The organism is Pseudomonas oryzihabitans, from assembly GCF_024652905.1.
GTDB classification, from domain to species: domain Bacteria; phylum Pseudomonadota; class Gammaproteobacteria; order Pseudomonadales; family Pseudomonadaceae; genus Chryseomonas; species Chryseomonas benzopyrenica.
Map to the genome: position 1 here is coordinate 3,270,001 of NZ_CP102428.1, position 18,773 is coordinate 3,288,773.

18 protein-coding genes are annotated in these 18,773 nt (G+C 66.2%); 5 read left to right on the top strand and 13 right to left on the bottom strand.

What is annotated here, in order from left to right:
• Positions 1-126 precede the first annotated feature (126 nt).
• From pssA to NRG74_RS15150, 4 genes are all read right to left on the bottom strand, one after another.
• Complete coding sequence (gene pssA, locus NRG74_RS15135) at positions 127-981, bottom strand: CDP-diacylglycerol--serine O-phosphatidyltransferase (RefSeq protein ID WP_017638575.1); 855 nt, start codon at positions 979-981, stop codon at positions 127-129.
• Between the two features lie 165 nt (positions 982-1,146).
• Positions 1,147-2,163: a ketol-acid reductoisomerase gene (gene ilvC, locus NRG74_RS15140; protein ID WP_017638576.1), complete on the bottom strand. Its 1,017-nt coding sequence runs from the start codon at positions 2,161-2,163 to the stop codon at positions 1,147-1,149.
• 26 nt (positions 2,164-2,189) lie between these two features.
• Positions 2,190-2,681 (bottom strand): acetolactate synthase small subunit, encoded by a 492-nt coding sequence (gene ilvN / locus NRG74_RS15145; RefSeq protein WP_007159690.1) that lies wholly within the window; start codon positions 2,679-2,681, stop codon positions 2,190-2,192.
• Positions 2,682-2,683: 2 nt separating this feature from the next.
• Positions 2,684-4,408 carry an acetolactate synthase 3 large subunit gene (locus NRG74_RS15150; RefSeq protein WP_184288720.1) on the bottom strand — a complete coding sequence of 575 codons (1,725 nt, stop codon included), beginning with the start codon at positions 4,406-4,408 and terminating at the stop codon, positions 2,684-2,686.
• A 398-nt stretch (positions 4,409-4,806) separates the two neighbouring features.
• Between NRG74_RS15150 and NRG74_RS15155 the strand changes: the two genes are divergently transcribed.
• The gene (locus NRG74_RS15155) at positions 4,807-5,271 is read left to right on the top strand and encodes a DUF4124 domain-containing protein (protein WP_257704683.1); all 465 of its coding nucleotides are present in this window, start codon (positions 4,807-4,809) and stop codon (positions 5,269-5,271) included.
• Between the two features lies 1 nt (position 5,272).
• Here NRG74_RS15155 and NRG74_RS15160 read toward each other — a convergent pair whose 3' ends face one another.
• Genes NRG74_RS15160 through mrcB form a run of 3 tightly spaced genes read right to left on the bottom strand, consistent with a single transcriptional unit; the run spans position 5,273 to position 8,729 of the window.
• The gene (locus NRG74_RS15160; protein WP_007159693.1) at positions 5,273-5,599 is read right to left on the bottom strand and encodes a YqcC family protein; all 327 of its coding nucleotides are present in this window, start codon (positions 5,597-5,599) and stop codon (positions 5,273-5,275) included.
• Positions 5,599-6,375 (bottom strand): tetratricopeptide repeat protein, encoded by a 777-nt coding sequence (locus NRG74_RS15165; protein ID WP_257704684.1) that lies wholly within the window; start codon positions 6,373-6,375, stop codon positions 5,599-5,601. Before NRG74_RS15165 ends, NRG74_RS15160 begins: the two co-directional genes overlap by 1 nt.
• 11 nt (positions 6,376-6,386) lie before the next feature.
• The gene (gene mrcB / locus NRG74_RS15170; protein WP_257704685.1) at positions 6,387-8,729 is read right to left on the bottom strand and encodes a penicillin-binding protein 1B; all 2,343 of its coding nucleotides are present in this window, start codon (positions 8,727-8,729) and stop codon (positions 6,387-6,389) included.
• Between the two features lie 153 nt (positions 8,730-8,882).
• Between mrcB and NRG74_RS15175 the strand changes: the two genes are divergently transcribed.
• Positions 8,883-10,430, top strand: a complete 1,548-nt coding sequence (locus NRG74_RS15175; protein ID WP_257704686.1) for an AAA family ATPase — start codon at positions 8,883-8,885, stop codon at positions 10,428-10,430.
• Between the two features lie 130 nt (positions 10,431-10,560).
• On the top strand, positions 10,561-11,373 hold the full coding sequence (locus NRG74_RS15180; protein WP_017640392.1) for a cyclic nucleotide-binding domain-containing protein: 813 nt from the start codon (positions 10,561-10,563) through the stop codon (positions 11,371-11,373).
• A 180-nt stretch (positions 11,374-11,553) separates the two neighbouring features.
• Here the strand turns inward: NRG74_RS15180 and deoA are convergent, their stop codons facing one another.
• The 5 genes from deoA to NRG74_RS15205 form a co-directional block, all read right to left on the bottom strand.
• On the bottom strand, positions 11,554-12,864 hold the full coding sequence (gene deoA, locus NRG74_RS15185) for a thymidine phosphorylase (protein WP_064306787.1): 1,311 nt from the start codon (positions 12,862-12,864) through the stop codon (positions 11,554-11,556).
• Between the two features lie 11 nt (positions 12,865-12,875).
• Entirely contained in the window at positions 12,876-13,289 is a 414-nt protein-coding gene (locus NRG74_RS15190; RefSeq protein WP_257704687.1) for a cytidine deaminase, read from the bottom strand.
• 69 nt (positions 13,290-13,358) lie between these two features.
• Positions 13,359-14,621, bottom strand: coding sequence for a NupC/NupG family nucleoside CNT transporter (locus NRG74_RS15195; RefSeq protein ID WP_017640389.1), 1,263 nt, complete (start codon positions 14,619-14,621; stop codon positions 13,359-13,361).
• A 103-nt stretch (positions 14,622-14,724) separates the two neighbouring features.
• Positions 14,725-15,435, bottom strand: a complete 711-nt coding sequence (sfsA, locus tag NRG74_RS15200; RefSeq protein WP_184288741.1) for a DNA/RNA nuclease SfsA — start codon at positions 15,433-15,435, stop codon at positions 14,725-14,727.
• A complete protein-coding gene (locus NRG74_RS15205; RefSeq protein ID WP_257704688.1) occupies positions 15,432-16,607 on the bottom strand; it encodes a pyridoxal phosphate-dependent aminotransferase in 1,176 nt (391 codons plus the stop codon). Before NRG74_RS15205 ends, sfsA begins: the two co-directional genes overlap by 4 nt.
• Before the next feature lie 291 nt (positions 16,608-16,898).
• Between NRG74_RS15205 and dksA the strand changes: the two genes are divergently transcribed.
• Positions 16,899-17,342, top strand: a complete 444-nt coding sequence (gene dksA, locus NRG74_RS15210) for an RNA polymerase-binding protein DksA (protein ID WP_017640386.1) — start codon at positions 16,899-16,901, stop codon at positions 17,340-17,342.
• A gap of 68 nt (positions 17,343-17,410) precedes the next feature.
• Complete coding sequence (gene gluQRS / locus NRG74_RS15215; RefSeq protein WP_257704689.1) at positions 17,411-18,301, top strand: tRNA glutamyl-Q(34) synthetase GluQRS; 891 nt, start codon at positions 17,411-17,413, stop codon at positions 18,299-18,301.
• Here the strand turns inward: gluQRS and NRG74_RS15220 are convergent.
• Positions 18,298-18,714 (bottom strand): VOC family protein, encoded by a 417-nt coding sequence (locus NRG74_RS15220; RefSeq protein WP_064306790.1) that lies wholly within the window; start codon positions 18,712-18,714, stop codon positions 18,298-18,300. The two genes, gluQRS and NRG74_RS15220, sit on opposite strands and share 4 nt — an antisense overlap.
• Positions 18,715-18,773 lie beyond the last annotated feature (59 nt).

Here is an 18,773-nt window from a genome sequence, read left to right on the forward strand (position 1 = left end):
AAGCCGCTTCAGCATCTGCGCCGGAAGTGGGGCGCATTATAGGGGAGTTTCAGGACAGGTCAACAGCTTATTTTCAAAAAGCTAAAAAGAAGGGGCTGCTCGCGCAGCCCCTTCTCTTATAGCCCCTTAGGCCCGACCGATACGGCGGTTGCGCCAGAGGGTGGTGAAGGGTCCGGAGACGGCATAGGCCAGGAAACCCAGCAGCAGGACGCGCGGCGGGTCGGTGAAGACCACGGCAAAGACCAGTACGGCGATCAGGATGACCACGAAGGGCACCCGCCCCTTCAGGCCCAGGGTCTTGAAGCTCCAGTACTTGAAGTTGCTGACCATGAGCATGCCAGCAGCAGCGACCATCAGGGCCACCAGCAGGGACAGCTTGGAGCCCTGGATGCCGAAGTCGCTGAAGCACCAGACGGTACCGGCCACCAGGGCAGCCGCGGAAGGACTGGCCAGGCCGATGAAGTAGCGCTTGTCCACCGAACCGATCTGGGTGTTGAAGCGAGCCAGGCGCAAGGCGGCGCCCGCTACATAGATGAAGGCGACGGCCCAGCCGACATTGCCCAGGCCGCTCAGGGCCCACTGGAAGGCCAGGATGGCCGGCGCGACACCAAAGGCGACCATGTCGGAGAGCGAGTCGTACTGTTCGCCGAAGGCACTCTGGGTATTGGTCATGCGGGCGACGCGGCCATCCAGGCCATCGAGGACCATGGCAATGAAGATGGCGGCGGCGGCGGCCGAGAAGCCGGCGGAGGCAATCTCGTACTGCCCCTGGATGAAGGCGGTCTGCGCCGCGACACCCTTGATGATGGAATAAAGGCCGGCAAAGAGCGCCGCGGTGGTGAAGAGATTGGGCAGCAGGTACACGCCACGGCGTCTGATCTTGCGACCCTGGGCGTCCTGCGTCTCCTCGATGTGTTCATCCACGGGGATGAGGCCGTCGGTGTTGGTGTTGGACGGGGTTTCTTCGGGACGCTCGCTCATGGATTTTCCTTGGGCATTACCTGACGGATTGGACTGACCTCTTGAGGATAGGGTTCAGCCTAACCTCCCATGCTAAGGCATTGCCGGGGTCGTGGGCAGTGCAATGAAAAACGCGGCCGAGGCCGCGTCTTTTACCGTTCGTTTCAAGGCAAGCGCCCTGCCCGATCAGTTCTTGGTCTTGTCGACGATCTTGTTCGACGCGATCCAGGGCATCATGGCACGCAGCTTCTCGCCGACCTGCTCGATCGGGTGAGCCGCGTTGTTGCGACGGTAGGCGGTCATGGAGGCGTAGTTGGACGCGCCCTCGGCCACGAACATCTTGGCGTACTCGCCGTTCTGGATGCGCTTGAGCGCATTCTTCATGGCGGCGCGCGACTCGGCGTTGATCACCTCGGGGCCGGTCACGTACTCGCCGTACTCGGCGTTGTTGGAGATCGAGTAGTTCATGTTGGCGATGCCGCCTTCATACATGAGGTCAACGATCAGCTTCAGCTCGTGCAGGCACTCGAAGTAGGCCATTTCCGGCGCGTAGCCGGCTTCGACCAGGGTTTCGAAACCGGCCTTGACCAGCTCGACCGCACCACCGCACAGCACGGCTTGCTCGCCGAACAGGTCGGTTTCGGTCTCGTCCTTGAAGGTGGTTTCGATGATGCCGGTACGGCCGCCGCCGACGCCGCAGGCGTAGGACAGAGCGACGTTCTTGGCATTGCCGGAGGCGTCCTGGTGGACGGCGACCAGATCAGGGATGCCGCCGCCCTTGACGAACTCGGAACGCACGGTGTGACCCGGGGCCTTGGGGGCGATCATGATGACGTCCAGGTCAGCGCGGGGCACGACCTGGTTGTAGTGGATGGCGAAACCGTGGGCGAAGGCCAGGGTGGCGCCCTGCTTCAGGTTCGGCTCGATCTCGTCCTTGTACAGCTTGGACTGGAATTCGTCGGGGGTCAGGATCATGACCACGTCAGCGGCGGCGACGGCGTCCTTGACCGGCTTGACGGTCAGACCATGGGCCTCGGCCTTGGCCACGGTGGCCGAGCCACTGCGCAGACCGACGACGACGTCGACGCCGGAGTCCTTCAGGTTGCAGGCGTGGGCGTGGCCCTGGGAGCCGTAGCCGATGATGGCGACCTTCTTGCCCTGGATGATGGAAAGGTCACAGTCTTTGTCGTAGTAAACGCGCATTGCAGGTTCTCCTGGAAAAGGGGGTATCAGATGCTCAGGGCTTTGTCGCCACGGGAAATTCCGGTCACGCCGCTACGCACCACCTCGAGGATGGACGCGGCGCCGATCGCCTGGATGAAGCTGTCGATCTTCTCGCTGGTGCCCGCCAGCTGAATGGTATACACGCTACTGCCGACATCGACGATCTGGCCGCGAAAGATATCGGTGGTGCGCTTGACCTCGGCGCGCTGGGCGCCGGTGGCCTTGACCTTGATCAGCAGGAGTTCGCGCTCGATGTGAGCACTCTCTGACAGGTTGACCAGTTTCACCACCTCGATGAGCTTGTTGAGGTTCTTGGTGATCTGCTCGACCGTCTCTTCCTGGCCGATGGTGGTCAGGGTCAGGCGCGACAGGGTCGGGTCCTCGGTCGCGGCGACCGTGAGGCTTTCGATATTGTAGTTGCGCTGGGAGAACAGGCCGACCACGCGGGACAGGGCGCCGGGCTCGTTTTCCAGCAGCAGGGAGATGATGTGTCTCATGTTCAGGTCCGCTCCGTCTTGCTCAGCCACATGTCGCGCATCGCGCCATCCTTGATCTGCATCGGGTAGACGTGTTCGGTGTTGTCCACGGCGATGTCGAGGAAGACCAGGCGATTCTTCATGGCGAAGGCCTCGGCCATCATCGGCTTGAGGTCTTCCAGACGCTCGATGCGCATGCCGACGTGGCCATAGGCCTCGGCCAGCTTGACGAAGTCCGGCAGGGATTCCATGTAGGAGTGGGAGTAGCGGCTGCTGTACTGCATGTCCTGCCACTGGCGGACCATGCCCAGGGCGCCATTGTTGAGGCAGACGATCTTCACTGGCAGATCGTACTGCATGCAGGTGGAGAGTTCCTGGATGTTCATCTGCACGCTGCCTTCGCCGGTGACGCAGGCGACATCCGCGTCCGGGAAGTTGAGCTTGACGCCCATGGCCGCCGGGAAGCCGAAGCCCATGGTGCCGAGGCCGCCGGAGTTGATCCAGCGATTGGGCTTGTCGTAGCGGTAGTACTGGGCGGCGAACATCTGGTGCTGGCCGACATCGGAGGTGATATAGGCATCGCCCGCGGTGACGTCGTACAGGGTCTCGATGACGGTCTGCGGCTTGATGATGCTGCCGTCGCCCTTGTCGTAGGGGAACATCTCGCGGCCGCCGCGCCATTCCTCGATCTGCTTCCACCAGGCGGCCTGGCTTTCGGCATGGGGCTTCTCGCTCAGCTCGCGGACCACGGCGACCATCTCGGCGAGGACGCTGTCGACCGGACCGACGATGGGCACGTCGGCCTTGATGGTCTTGGAGATCGACGCCGGGTCGATGTCGACATGGATGATTTTGGCGTTCGGGCAGAAGCGCGTGGCGCCGTTGATGACGCGGTCATCGAAGCGCGCGCCCACGGCGAGGATGACGTCGCTGTGGTGCATGGCCAGGTTGGCCGGGTAGCTGCCGTGCATGCCGAGCATGCCGAGGAACTGGCGATCGCTGCCCGGATAGCCGCCGAGACCCATCAGGGTGTTGGTGACCGGCAGGTTGAGCAGGCGTGCCAGCTCGGTGAGGGCCGCGGAGGCACCGCCGAGGATGACGCCGCCACCGGCGTAGAGGATGGGACGCTTGGCCGCCACCAGCATCTCGACGGCCTTGCGGATCTGCCCGGAGTGACCACGTTGCGCCGGATTGTAGGAGCGCAGCTTGATCTTCTTCGGATAGACGTACTCGTATTTCTTGGTCGGATCGCCCATGTCCTTGGGGATGTCGACCACCACCGGACCGGGACGGCCGGACTCAGCGAGGTAGAAGGCCTTCTTGAGGACTTCGGGGATCTCGGAGGGGTGCTTGATGATGAAGCTGTGCTTCACGATCGGCCGGGAGATACCGACCATGTCGGTTTCCTGGAAGGCGTCGGTGCCCACCATGTTGCTCGGCACCTGACCGGACAGGACGACCATGGGAATGGAGTCCATGTAGGCGGTGGCGATGCCGGTGATGGCATTGGTCGCACCGGGGCCGGAGGTCACCAGGACCACGCCGGCCTTGCCGGTGGCGCGGGCATAGCCGTCAGCCATGTGGGTGGCGGCCTGCTCGTGACGAACCAGGATGTGGTTGAGCGCCGGTTCCTTGAACAGGGCGTCGTAGATGTGCAGCAGGGCACCGCCCGGGTACCCGTAGATGTGTTTCACGCCCTCGTCGCGCAAGAAGCGGACGACCATCTCAGCGCCAGTTAATAGCTCCACGTATCACCTCATTCCACGCATGGCGAGCGCCCATTGGTGGACGCTCAAGGTTCGGTTGACTGCAAGGCAGAGCATGGGCGACGGTGGTCACCGACGATTCAGCTGCCTAGAAAGCCTTGTTGGAAGATTCCGATGAATGCTGGAGCTTCCACCCGACGCGAGGTAACGCGGTGCAGGGTATTTGACTGTGGCGGCGCGGGTAGGCACCTCATGGTCTGCCGAGCAGTCAGCTTTGGGCCGACTCGCTACAGCGAACTTTGGATTGTTCGCATTCGACCGGTGCAAGTCAAGCCGAAAGGTGCAACCGGGCGCAATCGGTCGTCGGCGATCAGCCGTGATGAAAAGGTCGACGTCTCCTCTTATAGTGAAGTCCTGTCCTCTCCCCTTCCAGGATTCCCATGCGCTCGATCTTCTGGCTTTCCGCCCTGGCTTTCGCCTGCAGCCTGTCCGCCCAGGCCGCGCAGGTCTACAAGTGGACCGACGACAAGGGTGTCACCCATTTCAGTGCCCAGCCGCCTGAGGGCCAGAAGGCCAAGGAGGTGGACGTGAAGACGGCGCCGCAGATCAATGGCGGGGGCAGCGCGCCCACCTACAAGATGCCCAACGGCACCCAGCAACCGTCGGTGTCCAATGATGCCCAGCAACAGGAACTGGATCGACGGGTGAAGGCCCAGGTGCGCGAGGAACAGAACAAGCTCAAGGAGCAGTGCGATCAGGCGCGGCAGAATCTGGCACAACTGCGCAACAACCCGCGCATCCTGGTGCAGTCCGGTCGGGGCGAGACGCGGCGGCTGAGCGAAGAGGAACGTCAGCAGCGCCTGGCCGACACCCAGCTGTCCATCGAGCAGAACTGCGGCAAGTAGCTCAGGCGCTTTCGATGATGCGGTCGAATTCGGCCAGGGACGCGAGCAGGGGCAGGACCGGATCGAGATTGCCCTGATAGACCATCTCGGCCATCGGCCGGATGCCCGAGCGCGCCGGCAGGACCGCATCGCTTTCGATGATCAACTTCATCCGCGGCACGAAGATCCACTGCAGCCACTGGGCGAAACTCAGGGTATCCACGCAGAAGGGCTCCTGGCTGGCCAGGGCCTCCGCGCTGGGCGCCTGCGCCGACCACCAGCCGAGCAGGCGCAATTCACGTTCGATCTGCAGCAGCTGATCGGCCAGGGCGGGCAGGCGCTCGTCCATCAGGTACCCACCTGAGCCTTCTGCCGGGCCAGAGCGGCCCCGGAGGCATCGCCCTGGGCCTCGCGGGCCTGGGCGATCAGCTGCCAGAGACTGGCCTGCAGGGCCGGCCGTCCGTTGGCATAGGTCAGGGCGCGCCGGGCCAGTTGCTCGCCCTGGGCGGGATCGTTCTGCGCCAGGCGTACCTGGGCCAGGCGATAGAGCACCTGGGGCTCGCGCGGCGCGATGCGCTGGGCACGCTCCAGGCTTGAGGAGGCGCCGTTGAGATCGCCACCACCCTGCTGTTGCTGGGCGGTGGTCAGCAGCGCCAGCACCGGGCCATCGAGCTGTTCGTCGGCGGCGAGACCGCCGCCACTGGAGTTACTCGCGGACGGGATTCCGGTCGGCGCCCTGTTGGCCGCTGTGGAACCGTTTTGCGTAGCGGGCGGATAGACCGGCTGCGAATAGCTCGGCTGCACCGGCGCCTGGGTGGGCGGGGCGCTGGGGCTGGACGAGGTGATCAGCGGCGCCGAGGCCGCTGGCGCGGCATAGGTTTCCAGGGGCGCGGAACTGCCGCCCGGTACCATGACGGTCACCCCGGTATCGGCCGGCGCGCTGGGCGCTGCCGCCACCGGGGCCTGGCGTTGCGCCGGCAGGGGTCGGTTGTTGCCTTGGCGATAGAGTTCGCCGTTGGACACCGGACCGCCGGAATCGACCACGGGGATGGCACCACGTTGCGGCGCGGCGCAACCCGCGAGGAGAACACCGGCGATCACCACCGGCCAGACTGCTTTCGTCACCTTGCGACCTCTCAATTCAACCAGCCCTTGACCCAATCCATGACCGGATTGCCCCCGTTGCCGTTCCCGCCCGTGGCGGGCGCGGCCGGTGCGCCACAGGAGGCACCCGGTGGCGGCTCACTGCCGCGAATATAAGGCATCTGCACGGCATTGGGACACGAAGGATCCGTGCCGCGGCCAGTGGTGGCATCGACCCAGGCCTGGGTGATGTTGTCCGGCACCGGCATGTCCAGGGAGACCGGATCGGCGCGGCGCATGAAGTTGCTCCAGACCTGCAGCGCACCGGTGGCACCGGTCAGCGGCGTCTTGCCATTGTCGTCGCGACCCAGCCAGACCACCGCCAGCAGATCCTGGCTGAAGCCGGAGAACCAGCTGTCGCGGGAATCGTTGGTGGTACCGGTCTTGCCCGCCAGATTCACGCTGGTGGGGATCTGGTTGTAGACCGAACGCCCGGTGCCCTCGCGCATGACGCGCTGCATGGCGTACTGCACCAGGTAGATGGCGCCAGTATCGAAGCGCTGCTCGATCTGGAAGGGATAGCGTTTGAGCGGCTCGCCATTAGCATCGAGCACGCTGCGGATGCTGCGCAGCGGCGTATTGAAGCCACCATTAGCCAACGTCTGGTACATCGTCGCCACTTCCATGGGCGTCAGAGCGCCGGCCCCGAGCAGGGTCGCCGGATAGGGCGGCAGGGCGCGACTCACGCCCAGCCGCTCGACGGTCTTGAGCACCTCGGGCAGCCCGAGGTCCAGGCCCAGGCGTGCCGTGGAAAGGTTGTAGGAATGCGCCAGCCCCTGGTAGAGGAAGATGGTGCCGTGTGCCTTGTGCTCGTAGTTCTGTGGCCGCCAGACCTGGCCGTCGGCGCCCTTGACCGAGAAGGGCTCGTCCTGGATCAGGGTGGTCAGGGTGTACTTGCTGGGGCGCTCCAGGGCGGTGAGATAGACCGCCGGCTTGATCAGCGAACCCACCTGGCGCACCGCATCGAGGGCGCGGTTGTAGCCGGCGAAGCGCGGATCGCGCCCGCCCAGCAGCGCCTGGACTTCACCGGTTTCCGGATTGGTCACCACCATGGCCGACTCGACGTTTTCCGCACCCTTGCGGCCATCAATGCGCTTCATGGTCTCGCCCATAGCCGCCTCGGCCTTGGTCTGCAGGATGGGGTCGAAGCTGGTGAAGATGCGCAGCCCTTCCTCGGTGAGGTCTTCGTCGCGGTAGTCCTGCTTGAGCTGGCGCTTGACCAGGTCGACGAAGGCCGGGAAAGAGCTGTTGGTCAGGCTGCCGGCCTTGGTGATACCCAGCGGGCGGGCCTTGGCCGCCTCGGCCTCGGTGGCGCTGACCACGCCCTGCTCGGCCATGAGGTCGAGTACCAGGTTGCGGCGGGTCATGGCGCGCTCGGGGTAGCGGCGCGGGTTGTAGTAGGACGGACCCTTCACCAGGCCGACCAGCAGGGCGACCTGATGCAGTTTCAGTTCGCTGAAGGGCTGGCCGAAGAAGTACTGGGCCGCCAGGCCGAAGCCGTGGATGGCGCGCGAGCCGTCCTGACCGAGGAACACCTCGTTGAGATAGGCCTCGAGGATCTCCTGCTTGCTGTAGTGCAGCTCCAGCAGCAGCGCCATCAGGGCTTCGGTGCCCTTGCGGGTGATGCTGCGCTCGTTGGTGAGGTAGAAGTTCTTGACCAGCTGCTGCGTCAGGGTACTGCCGCCCTGGCGCACCTGGCCGCTGGTGGCATTGACCCAGACCGCCCGGGCGATGGACTTGGGCGAGACGCCATGGTGATGCCAGAACTCGCGGTCCTCGACGGCCACCAGGCCATCGACCAGATGCGCTGGCGCCTGGTCGAGCTTGATGAGGATGCGATCCTCGTTGTGCGCCGGATAGATGCCACCGATCATCAGCGGTTCGAGACGCGCCACGGCGAGATTGCTGCCATCCAGGGCGCTGATGCCGGAGACGGTGCCGCCGGCGAAACGCACGCGGATCGCCCGGGCCGGCTCGACGCCTTCGTAGAACTGGAAGCCGCGGGTATTCAGCTCGACCGTGGAGGCACCCACGGAGACGCTGCCGGGGCCATCCACGGTCTTTTCGCGGCGATAGCCGAGGGCATCGAGTTCGGTGAGGAAGTCGTCACGGCTGAGCTTGACGCCGTTGAACAACTCCAGCGGCCGGGCATAGACCTTGGCCGGAATGGTCCAGCGCTTGCCGGAGAATTTTTCCTGGACCACGGCATCCAGATAGATGCATACGCCAGCCAGGGCTACCAGCGCGACCAGACCAAGCTTGACTGCCCAGCCGGACAGGCGGCGCCAGTCAAAGGTCTTGCGCTTGCGGGAACGAGAGGATCGGGGTCGCTTCATGGCGGCGCATTATACGCACTTGCCCGGTGGCCGACAGCGGCGCGCCAGCGCTTCGTCAGCTGGGGTTCAAGGACGCCCCTTCCCGGTGTCGCGGCTTGCGCAGGCAGCCCTGGCAGCGATAATGCCGCCATCCATTCCCTACAAGGACCGCCCGTGAGCCAGCTCCTGATTTCCGCCCTGCAGAACCCGGCGCTCTATCCCCATCCCACCTCGGCGTTCCGGGTCATCGAAACCCATATTTCCTGGGTCGTGCTGACCGGCGAGGTCGCCTACAAGATCAAGAAGCCGGTGAATTTCGGCTTCCTCGACTTCACTGACCTAGAGGCCCGCGGCCACTTCTGCCGCGAGGAGCTGCGACTCAATCAGCGTCTGACCCGCGACCTCTATCAGGACGTGGTGGCCATCACCGGCAGCGAAGGCGCCCCCGAACTGGGCGGCAGCGGTCCGGTCATCGAATACGCCCTGCGCATGCGCGAATTCCCGCAGAGCCAGTTGCTCAGCGAGGTGCAGCAGCGCGGCGAACTGACCCAGGCGCACATCGACGCCCTGGCCGCTCAGATCGCCCGCTTCCACCTGTCGGCGCCCCAGGTGGCGACCACGCATCCGCTGTGCACCCCGGACGCTGCCATGGCGCCGGTACGGCAGAATTTCGAGCAGATCCGCGCCATGCTCAACGAGGCGGCCGATCTCGACCAGCTCGACCAGCTCGAAGCCTGGGCCGAAGCCAGCTACGCGCGCCTGCTGCCGCTGTTTGAGGCCCGCTGCCGGGACGGCTTCATCCGCGAATGCCACGGCGACATCCACCTGGCCAACGCCACCTTGCTCGATGGCGAGGTGGTGCTGTTCGACTGCATCGAGTTCAACGAGCCCTTCCGCCTGACCGACACCATGGGCGATGCCGGCTTCCTGGCCATGGACCTGGAAGACCGCGGACTCAAGACGCTGAGCAACAGATTCGTCAACGCCTACTTCGAGGCGACCGGCGACTACAGCGGCCTCGCCCTGCTCGACTTCTATAAGGCCTACCGCGCCATGGTGCGCGCCAAGATCGCCCTCTTCCGCCTGGGCCAGGCCGAGGAGCCGGCACTGCGAGCCGAGATCCTGGCCAGCTATCGCAGCTACACCGCGCTGGCCGAGGGCTACACCCAGGTGCCCCAGCCCTTCGCGGCGGTGATGCACGGCGTCTCGGGCATCGGCAAGAGCACCGTGGCCCTGGCCCTGGTCGAGGCGCTCGGCGCCATTCGCCTGAGATCCGATGTCGAGCGCCAGCGTCTCTATGCCGACAGCGACGAGGCCACCCGCTACAGCGCGGCGGCCGGCGAAGCCACCTATGCGCGGCTGCACGAGATCGGCGCCCAGGTACTGGCGGCCGGCTATCCGCTGGTGCTCGACGCCACCTACCTCAAGCAGGGCCAGCGCGCCGCGGCCCAGGCACTCGCCGAGGCCCAGGCCGCGCCCCTGCTGATCATCGACTGCCAGGCGGACGATGAACTCATCGCCCGCTGGCTGCAGGAGCGCCAGGCCGAGGGGACCGATCCTTCCGAAGCCACCCTCGCGGTGGTGGCGGCCCAGCGCCAGGCCCAGGATCCGCTCGAACCAGCCGAGCAGGATCGCGCGCTGGTGGTGGAGCTGGGACGCGCCGGGCAACTGGAGGCCTTGCCGGCTCGCCTGCTGCGCCGACTGGGTCGCGCCCAGGCCTGACCACGACCTCCTGGGGGGCAGAACAAGCGTTCCGTCACAGCCCGTGGAGTTGTGGATTTACGGTCGCCGACGAGCGGCTTATCGTGCGACCCACGTCACAACCTCTGCGTAACAAGAAGGAATTGGCACCATGTACCTCATCGGCGATCAGCCTCCCTATGTCGATCAATTGCGTCAGGCGCTGCAGGCCATTCCGGCGCAATTGGTCAGTGGTGTGGCGCCGAGTCGGCAGCCGCTGCAGCTGACTCCCGCCGCCCTGTTGCAGGACTGGATGCGCAACGACGAGGTCTATCTGATCCAGCGTGGCCCGTTGCGGGTGGTCCTGGATCAGCGGGCGCTGTTCCAGCTTGGCGAAGGCGACCTGATCGGCCTCGGGCGCACCCTGGATCTGCCGATCCTCAATTACGAGAGCGAGGCCGACGTCCTGGTGCTGCCCTATGACCGCGAGACCTTTCTCACGGCGGCGACCGCCACCCCGGTTCAGCGCGATGCCCTGCTGAGGTACCTGCTGGGCCAGCAATCGCTGCTGGCCCAGGCGCTGATCCGCCTCAAGCCGCCGGTCACCCAGCCGGCCACTGGCTTCCGGCGCTATGCCGCCGGCGAGGTCATCATCCGCCAGGGCGATTCGGCCGAACATGTCTTCGTCATCACCGAAGGACATGCCGAGGCCTGGGTGGACGGCTGCAAGGTCGGCGAGGTCTGCCAGGACGAGATCGTCGGTGCCCTGGCGGTCTTCACCCATACGCCGCGTACCGCCAGCGTGATCGCCAAGACGGTCTGCACCGTGCTGGTGATTCCCCAGGATCAGTTCGTCTCGCTGATGGAGACCACCCCGCGCATCGCCCACAGCCTGATCGAGAACATGGCGCGCCATATCGACACGCTGAACAAGGAAGTGACCCGCCTGCGCAGCGTCTCGGAGCGGCCAATCGCCAGTAATTAAGAAATATTCTCGAATACGCTTGACGATGGAATGAGAATTGTTATTATTCAACTCAGCCGGTCGCGAGATCGGTCGATAACAGAAAGTCCAGCAGTGGTCTTTCGGGTTATCTCCTCATCAGGCTAATCACGGTTTTGGACCCGGCTCTGCCGGGTCTTTTTTTTGTCTGCGATTTGGTGGCTAGCGCCGATCCAGCAAGGCCGGCACTGGATCAGCCGGTCGCTCTTCCCCCAGGACATAGGCCGCCTGCAGCTGCCGGGCAGCCCGCGCTGCACTGTCAGCGTCACGGGCATGGATCAGGCCCAGGGACCGACTCTCGTCCACCCGCTCACCCGGCAGTGCTAGGCCGGCCAGGCCCACCGCGGGATCCACTTCATCTTCCGGACGTTGCCGCCCGCCACCCAGCTCGACGACCAGCAAGCCAAGGGCGCGGGTATCGACCTGCTGCACCCAGCCCGGGCGTGCCGGATGGACGGCGCGTACCTCTTGAGCCCGGGGCAGATGCTGCCAGGGCCGCTCGGTCAGGTCGGACGGGCCGCCCAGGGCCAGGTTCATCGCGGCGAAACGCGCCAGGGCGCCGCCGCTCTGCCAGGCCTCCAGCACCAGGCGCTCGGCGGTGGCGGCATCCCTGGCCAGTCCAGCCAGTTGCAGCGTCTCCTCGGCCAGGGCCTGAATCACCTGCCAGAGTCGTTCACTGCGCACCTCGCCGGCCAGCAGGGCGATGGCCTCCTCCACTTCCAGGGCATTGCCGGCGCTGCGCGCCAGGGGCTGACTCATGTCGGTGATGAGGGAGCGGGTACGCACCCCCGCGGCCTCGGCGACCTCGACCAGGCTATCGGCCAGGCGCAGGGCCGCGTCGCGCTCGACCATGAAAGCGCCGCCACCGGTCTTGACGTCCATGACCAGCACGTCCAGGCCAGCAGCCAGTTTCTTGGCCAGGATGGAGGCGGTGATCAGGTCCACCGATTCCACCGTGGCGGTGACGTCGCGGATGGCATAGAGGCGGCGATCGGCCGGGGCCAGATCGGCGTCCGGACCGACGATGGCGCAACCCACCTCGGCCACCACCTGACGAAAGCGCGCGAGGCCAGGGCGGATGCGATAGCCGGGGATGCTCTCCAGCTTGTCCAGGGTGCCGCCGGTATGGCCCAGGCCGCGCCCGGAGATCATCGGCACATGGCAACCACAGGCGGCGAGCAGCGGGGCCAGTACCAGGCTGGTGAGATCGCCCACACCGCCGGTGGAATGCTTGTCCACCACCGGCCCCGGCAGGTCCCAGTGCAGCACCTGGCCGCTGTCGCGCATGGCCAGGGTCAGGGCGGTGCGCTCGGCGGCGGTCATGCCGCGCAGCAGGGTGGCCATGGCGAAGGCGGCGATCTGGCCTTCGCTGAGGCTGTCATCGGCGATGCCGCCGACCAGACGCCGGATATCCGTAGCGGACAGCTCCAGGCCATCGCGCTTCTGGCGGATCACTTCCTGGGCGAGCCACATGGGCGGACTCCTTAGAAGTCGTCGAAGGCGCCGGGCAGCAGCTCGGCCAGGGTCCAGATCCGGGTGCGGCCGGGCTCACTGCCGCTGCAGACGATGGTCGCGTCGGGCGCCATCAATTCCAGCAGCACCTGGCGGCAGGCGCCGCAGGGGCTGATCAGGGGCACACCCGGTGAATGGATGGCCATGGCCGTGAAGCTGCGCGGCGGCAGGCCCTGGCTGACGGCAGCGAACAGGGCGCTGCGCTCGGCGCAGTTGGTCAGCCCATAGGAGATGTTTTCCACGTTGCAGCCATGGACGACCGCACCTTCGGCGGTCAGCAGGGCGGCGCCCACGGGGAAGTCGGAATGCGGGCAATAGGCGCGCTGGGAGGCGGTGACGGCTTCGGCCAGCAGGTGTTCGAGGGTTGCAGCAGGGACAGCGGACATCGGGAGTACCTCGGAAAACGAAAGGAGCGAGCTGAGTCTAGCCCGGTCGTGCGACCGGGCCAGCGGGGCTTAGAGACTGACGAAGAAGCCGGCCAGGGCCGCGCTCATCAGGTTGGCCAGGGTGCCACCGAGCATGGCGCGCAGGCCCAACTGGGCCAGTTCGTGACGCCGCTGGGGGGCGATGCCGCCCAGGCCGCCGAGCTGGATGGCGATGGAGGACAGGTTGGCGAAGCCACAGAGGGCGAAGGTGACGATGACCTGGGTGTGCGCCGACAGGGGTTGCACCCCCGCTGCCGCCGCCTTGAGCGGATCCAGGTAGGTCGAGAGGTCGGCATAGGCGACGAATTCGTTGAGCACCAGCTTCTGGCCGATGAAGCCGCCGGCCTGCACCGCCTCGCTCCAGGGCACGCCGATCAGGAAGGCGACCGGCGCCAGTAGATAGCCCAGCACCAGCTGCATGCTCAGCTGCGGCAGGCCGAACCAGGCGCCGCACCAGCCGAGGATGCCGTTGAGCAAGGCGATCAGAGCGATGAAGGCCAGCAGCATGGCACCGACCGCCAGGGCCACGCGCAAACCGACCTGAGCGCCTTCGGCGGCTGCGTCTATGACGTTGGCCGGGCGCTCCTCGCCCTCCCCCAGGGTCTTCATGGCCTGGTCGCGAGGCTGCTCGGTCTCCGGCTCCATCAGCTTGGCCATCAGCAATCCACCCGGCGCGGCCATGAAGCTGGCGGCGATCAGGTACTTGAGCTCCACGCCCATGCCGGCGTAGCCCAGCAGCACCGAGCCGGCCACCGCGGCGAAACCGCCGACCATGATGGCGAACAGCTCCGAGCGGGTGAGCTCGGCGATGAAGGGCCGCACCACCAGCGGCATTTCCGACTGGCCGAGGAACAGGGTGGCGGTAACGGTGGTGGACTCCACCCGGCTAGTGCCGAGCAGGGCATGCAGCGCCCCACCCACCAGGCGGATGATCCAGCCCATGATGCCCAGGTAGTAGAGCACTGCGATCAGGCTGCCGAAGAACACGATCAGGGGCAGCACCCGCACGGCGAAGACGAAGCCGCCGTTACCGAAGTACTCGAACATCCTGGGTCCGGCGAGGCCGCCGAAGAGGAATTCGATGCCCTTGTCGGCATAGAGCTGCAGCGACGAGACGGCCCCGGAGACGCTGCCGAGCACCTGCTGGCCCCAGGGAATGTAGAGGACGAACAGGCCGAGCCCCGCCTGCAACAGAAAGGCCGCGAGCACGGTACGCACGCGAATGGCGCGCCGCTGGCGGGAGAAGAGGATGGCGATGGCCACCAGCAACAGCATGCCCAACACAGAGATCATCAAGAGACTCCTAACAGGATCGCCTGGTAGCGGCGATCGATGGGCGACAAGCGCAAGCAAGGCGCCTGCCAGAAGCTGTCCGACCGATCAGCTTTTGGCTGACCTAATGGTCAGCCAGGCGCAGGGGTCGGTCCAGTTGCAGACCCACGGGCGAGAGCCGTGCCCCATAAGCCAGCACCTGCACGCCCTGCCGGCGTGCCTCGCCCAGAGCCAGGGCATAGGCGGCATCGATTTCAGCCGCCGGGCGTACCGCCTCGATGCCGTCGAGCAGCACGCAATAGAGCAGCACCGCCCGCTCGCCGGCCGCGGCCAGTGCCGCCAGCTCACGCAGATGGCGGGTACCGCGGGTGGTCACCGCATCAGGAAAGGCGGCGATAGCGGTATCGGCGAAGCCCAGGGTGACGCTCTTCACCTCGAGGTACAGCGGCCCCGCGGGATACTCCAGGCGGAAATCGGCGCGGCTGTTTTCCAGACCGTAGGCTACCTCCCGGCGCAGGGCGGTGAAGCCGGTCAGTTCGGGAATGCCGCCGGCCAGCAAGGCCTCCTCCACCAGGCGATTGGCACGGGCAGTATTGATGCAGGCCAGTCGCCCATGATCCGTCTCGACCAGCTCCCAGGTGCCGGGCAGCTTGCGCTTGGGGCCGCTGGCACGGCTGAACCAGACGCGGGCGCCCGGCGGCTGGCAATGGAGCATGGAACCGGTATTGGGGCAATGCAGGGTCAATACCTCGCCGCTGGCGGTCTCGATGTCGGCGAGAAAGCGCTTGTAGCGGCGCAGCAGGCGACCCTCTTCCAGGGGCGGCTCGAATCTCACCGGGTACTCCAGCGCTGCAGGCCCTGGGCGATGCGGGCAACGGCCTCTTCCAGGCGCGGCAGCGATTGGGTGTAGGCGAAGCGCACATGGGTGTCGGCGCGATGGCGACCGAAGTCCAGGCCCGGGGTGATGGCCACGTGCTCGGTCTCCAGCAGGAACTGGCAGAAGGCATAGGCATCGCCGCCGAAGGCGGAGATGTCGGCATAGAGATAGAAGGCGCCCTGGGGCTCGACGGCGATCCTGAAGCCCAGGGCACGCAGCGCCGGCAGCAGGTAGTCGCGACGGTGGGCGAATTCGGCGCGGCGTGCTTCAAAGATGGCCATGGCTTCAGGGGTGAAACACGCCAGGGCGGCCTGCTGGGCCACGGTGGAGGCGCTGATGTAGAGATTCTGCGCCAGCTTTTCCAGCTCCGGCACCGCAGCGCGCGGCGCCACCAGCCAGCCGAGGCGCCAGCCGGTCATGCCGAAGTACTTGGAGAAGCTGTTGAGCACGAAGGCCGCGTCGTCCACTTCCAGCACGCTGGGCGCGTCCAGGCCGTAGGTCAGGCCGTGGTAGATCTCATCCACCACCAGATGGCCGCCACGCGCCTTGAGCGCGGCCGACAGCCCGGCGAGTTCGTCGCGATCGAGCAGGGTGCCGGTCGGATTGGCCGGCGAGGCCACCAGGGCGCCGACGCTGTCGGCTTGCCAGTGCCGCTCGACCAGCTCGGGGGTGAGCTGATAGCGGGTGTCGGCGCCGACCGGAATCAGCTGGGCCGCGCCTTCCACCAGGCGCAGGAAGTGACGATTGCAAGGATAGCCGGGATCGGCCAGCAGCCAGTGACGTCCGGGATCGACCAGCAGGGCGCTGGCCAGCAGCAGCGCGCCCGAGCCGCCAGGGGTGATCAGCACCCGCTCCGGATCCAGGTCGACGCCATAACGCTCGCCATAGAAGGCGGCGATGGCCTGGCGCAATTCCGGCAGGCCGCGGGCCGCGGTGTAGCGGGTCTGACCGGCCGCCAGGGCCGCCTGGCCAGCGGCGACCACCGGGGCGGCCGTGGTGAAATCGGGCTCGCCGATCTCCAGGTGGATGACGTCGTGTCCGGCGGCCTGGAGCTGGTTGGCGCGCTCCAGCAAGGCCATCACATGGAAGGGCTCGATGGCCTGGCTGCGCGCGCTGTAGGAATTGGACATGGAAGGGGTCCGAACTTGTGGCGAAGGCGGGATTCTAACCAAGGCTTCGCAGACCGGCATCCACCGCGTCGGCAAGGAGCGGGAGGCCGGTAGTAGCGCCCCCTGGAAGCTTCTGGTAAGTTCGCCGGCTTGCATCCGCAGGGCGACTGGCCAGTCGAGAACATATTCAGCCTGGCGTCGGCATTGCGCGGGACGCCATCGGCAGCCACAGCCCCCAGGCGTTCCAACATGGAGAGGCCTGGAAACGCATCCAGCCTGTGGACAGGATCAGCGAAAGTGAGAGGGTCAATCATGCCCAGCGAAGCAAATCAGCAGAACAATCATCTGGCCCGTGGCTACGAACCCTACCAGCCCAGCAAGGGCGAGGAATACATGAGTGAGCGCATGCGCGCCCACTTCACCGGCATTCTGAACAAGTGGAAGCAGGAACTGCGCGAAGAAGTCGATCGCACCGTGCACCACATGAAGGAAGAAGCGGCCAACTTCGCCGACCCGGCCGATCGCGCCACCCAGGAAGAGGAATTCAGCCTGGAACTGCGTGCCCGCGACCGCGAGCGCAAGCTGATCAAGAAGATCGACGAGACGCTGCAGCTGATCGAAGACAACGAATACGGCTGGTGCGACTCCTGCGGCGTGGAAATCGGCATCCGTCGCCTGGAAGCCCGCCCGACCGCCAGTCTGTGCATCGACTGCAAGACGCTGGCTGAGATCCGCGAGAAGCAGACCGGGACCTGAGCCCCGCTGCCTCACCGACGAGGGCGCTACGGCGCCCTTTGTTCTTTCCGGCATTCACAGGATGAGCTATGTCCAGGCGCCCCTATGTCGGCCGTTTCGCCCCCACCCCCAGCGGCTATCTGCATTTCGGTTCGCTGGTCGCCGCCCTCGCCTCCTATCTGGATGCCCGCGCCGCAGGCGGGCAGTGGCTGGTGCGCATGGAAGACCTGGACCCGCCGCGCGAGGTCCCGGGTGCCCAGGCGGCCATTCTCACCACCCTGGAAGCCTACGGCTTCGAATGGGACGGTCCGGTGCTGCGCCAGAGCGAACGTCAGGACGCCTACCGGGCGGTCATCGCGCAGTGGCTGGCCAGCGGCCTTGCCTATGCCTGCGATTGTTCGCGCAAGCAGCTCGAAGGCAGTGGCGGCCTCTACCCCGGGCACTGCCGCAATCGCGGCCTGCCGGCGACGGACGCCGCTATCCGCATCCGTGTCCCGGAGCTGGACTACCGCTTCGTCGATCGCGTCCAGGGCGAATTCCGCCAGCACCTGGGTCGCGCGGTGGGCGACTTCGTCATCCAGCGCCGCGACGGCCTGATCGCCTATCAGCTGGCGGTGGTGATGGACGATGCCCTGCAGGGCATGACCGACGTGGTGCGCGGCGCCGACCTGCTGGACTCCACGCCGCGCCAGCTCTACCTGCAGGAATTGCTCGGCCATCCGGCGCCGCGCTATCTACACGTCCCGCTGCTGATCCAGCCCGATGGCCACAAGCTAGGCAAAAGTTACCGCTCGCCGCCGCTGCCGCCCGAGCAGGCCGGGGCCCTGCTGGTACGCGCCCTGCGCACCCTGGGCCAGCCGACCCGTGCGGAGCTGGCCGAGGAAGCCCCGGCCAAGGTGCTGGCCTGGGGCGTCGCCCACTGGGATGCCGCGCTGATCCCGCGGGTTCCGCACTTGGCCGAAGCCCAGCTGCCCGCCTAGTAGTTGGGCCAGAGTCCAGGCGTGGCCAGCTCTAGTAGATGCCCGTCCGGATCGCGGAAGTACAGACTGATCGCGCCACGAGGCCACTGGGTGCGCGCTTCGATGGCTACCCCGGCCGCCGCCAGGTGCGCGATCCAGGGCTCCAGCTCGTCCGCTCCGATCGCCAGGGCCAGGTGCTGACAGCCCTGGGCGCCATGGGACGGAATGCAGCCGCCCGGCAGCCGGACCGGTTGCTCGGTGGTGCCCCGCTGGAACAGCAACAGCACACTGGCGCCCACCGCATAGGCGGCCAGGCGTTCGTCGGCGAACATCGGGGCCAGTCCCAGCACCTCCTCGTAGAAGCGCCGGGCGCTGGGCAGATCGGCGGCATAGAGCGCGGTTTCCAGCACGGCGGCGAGGCGAGGCCTGGTCATCGTCGATCTCCAGTGGATAAAGAGGCCTTCACGGTAGAACCGTGGCGCTCCGGGGTATA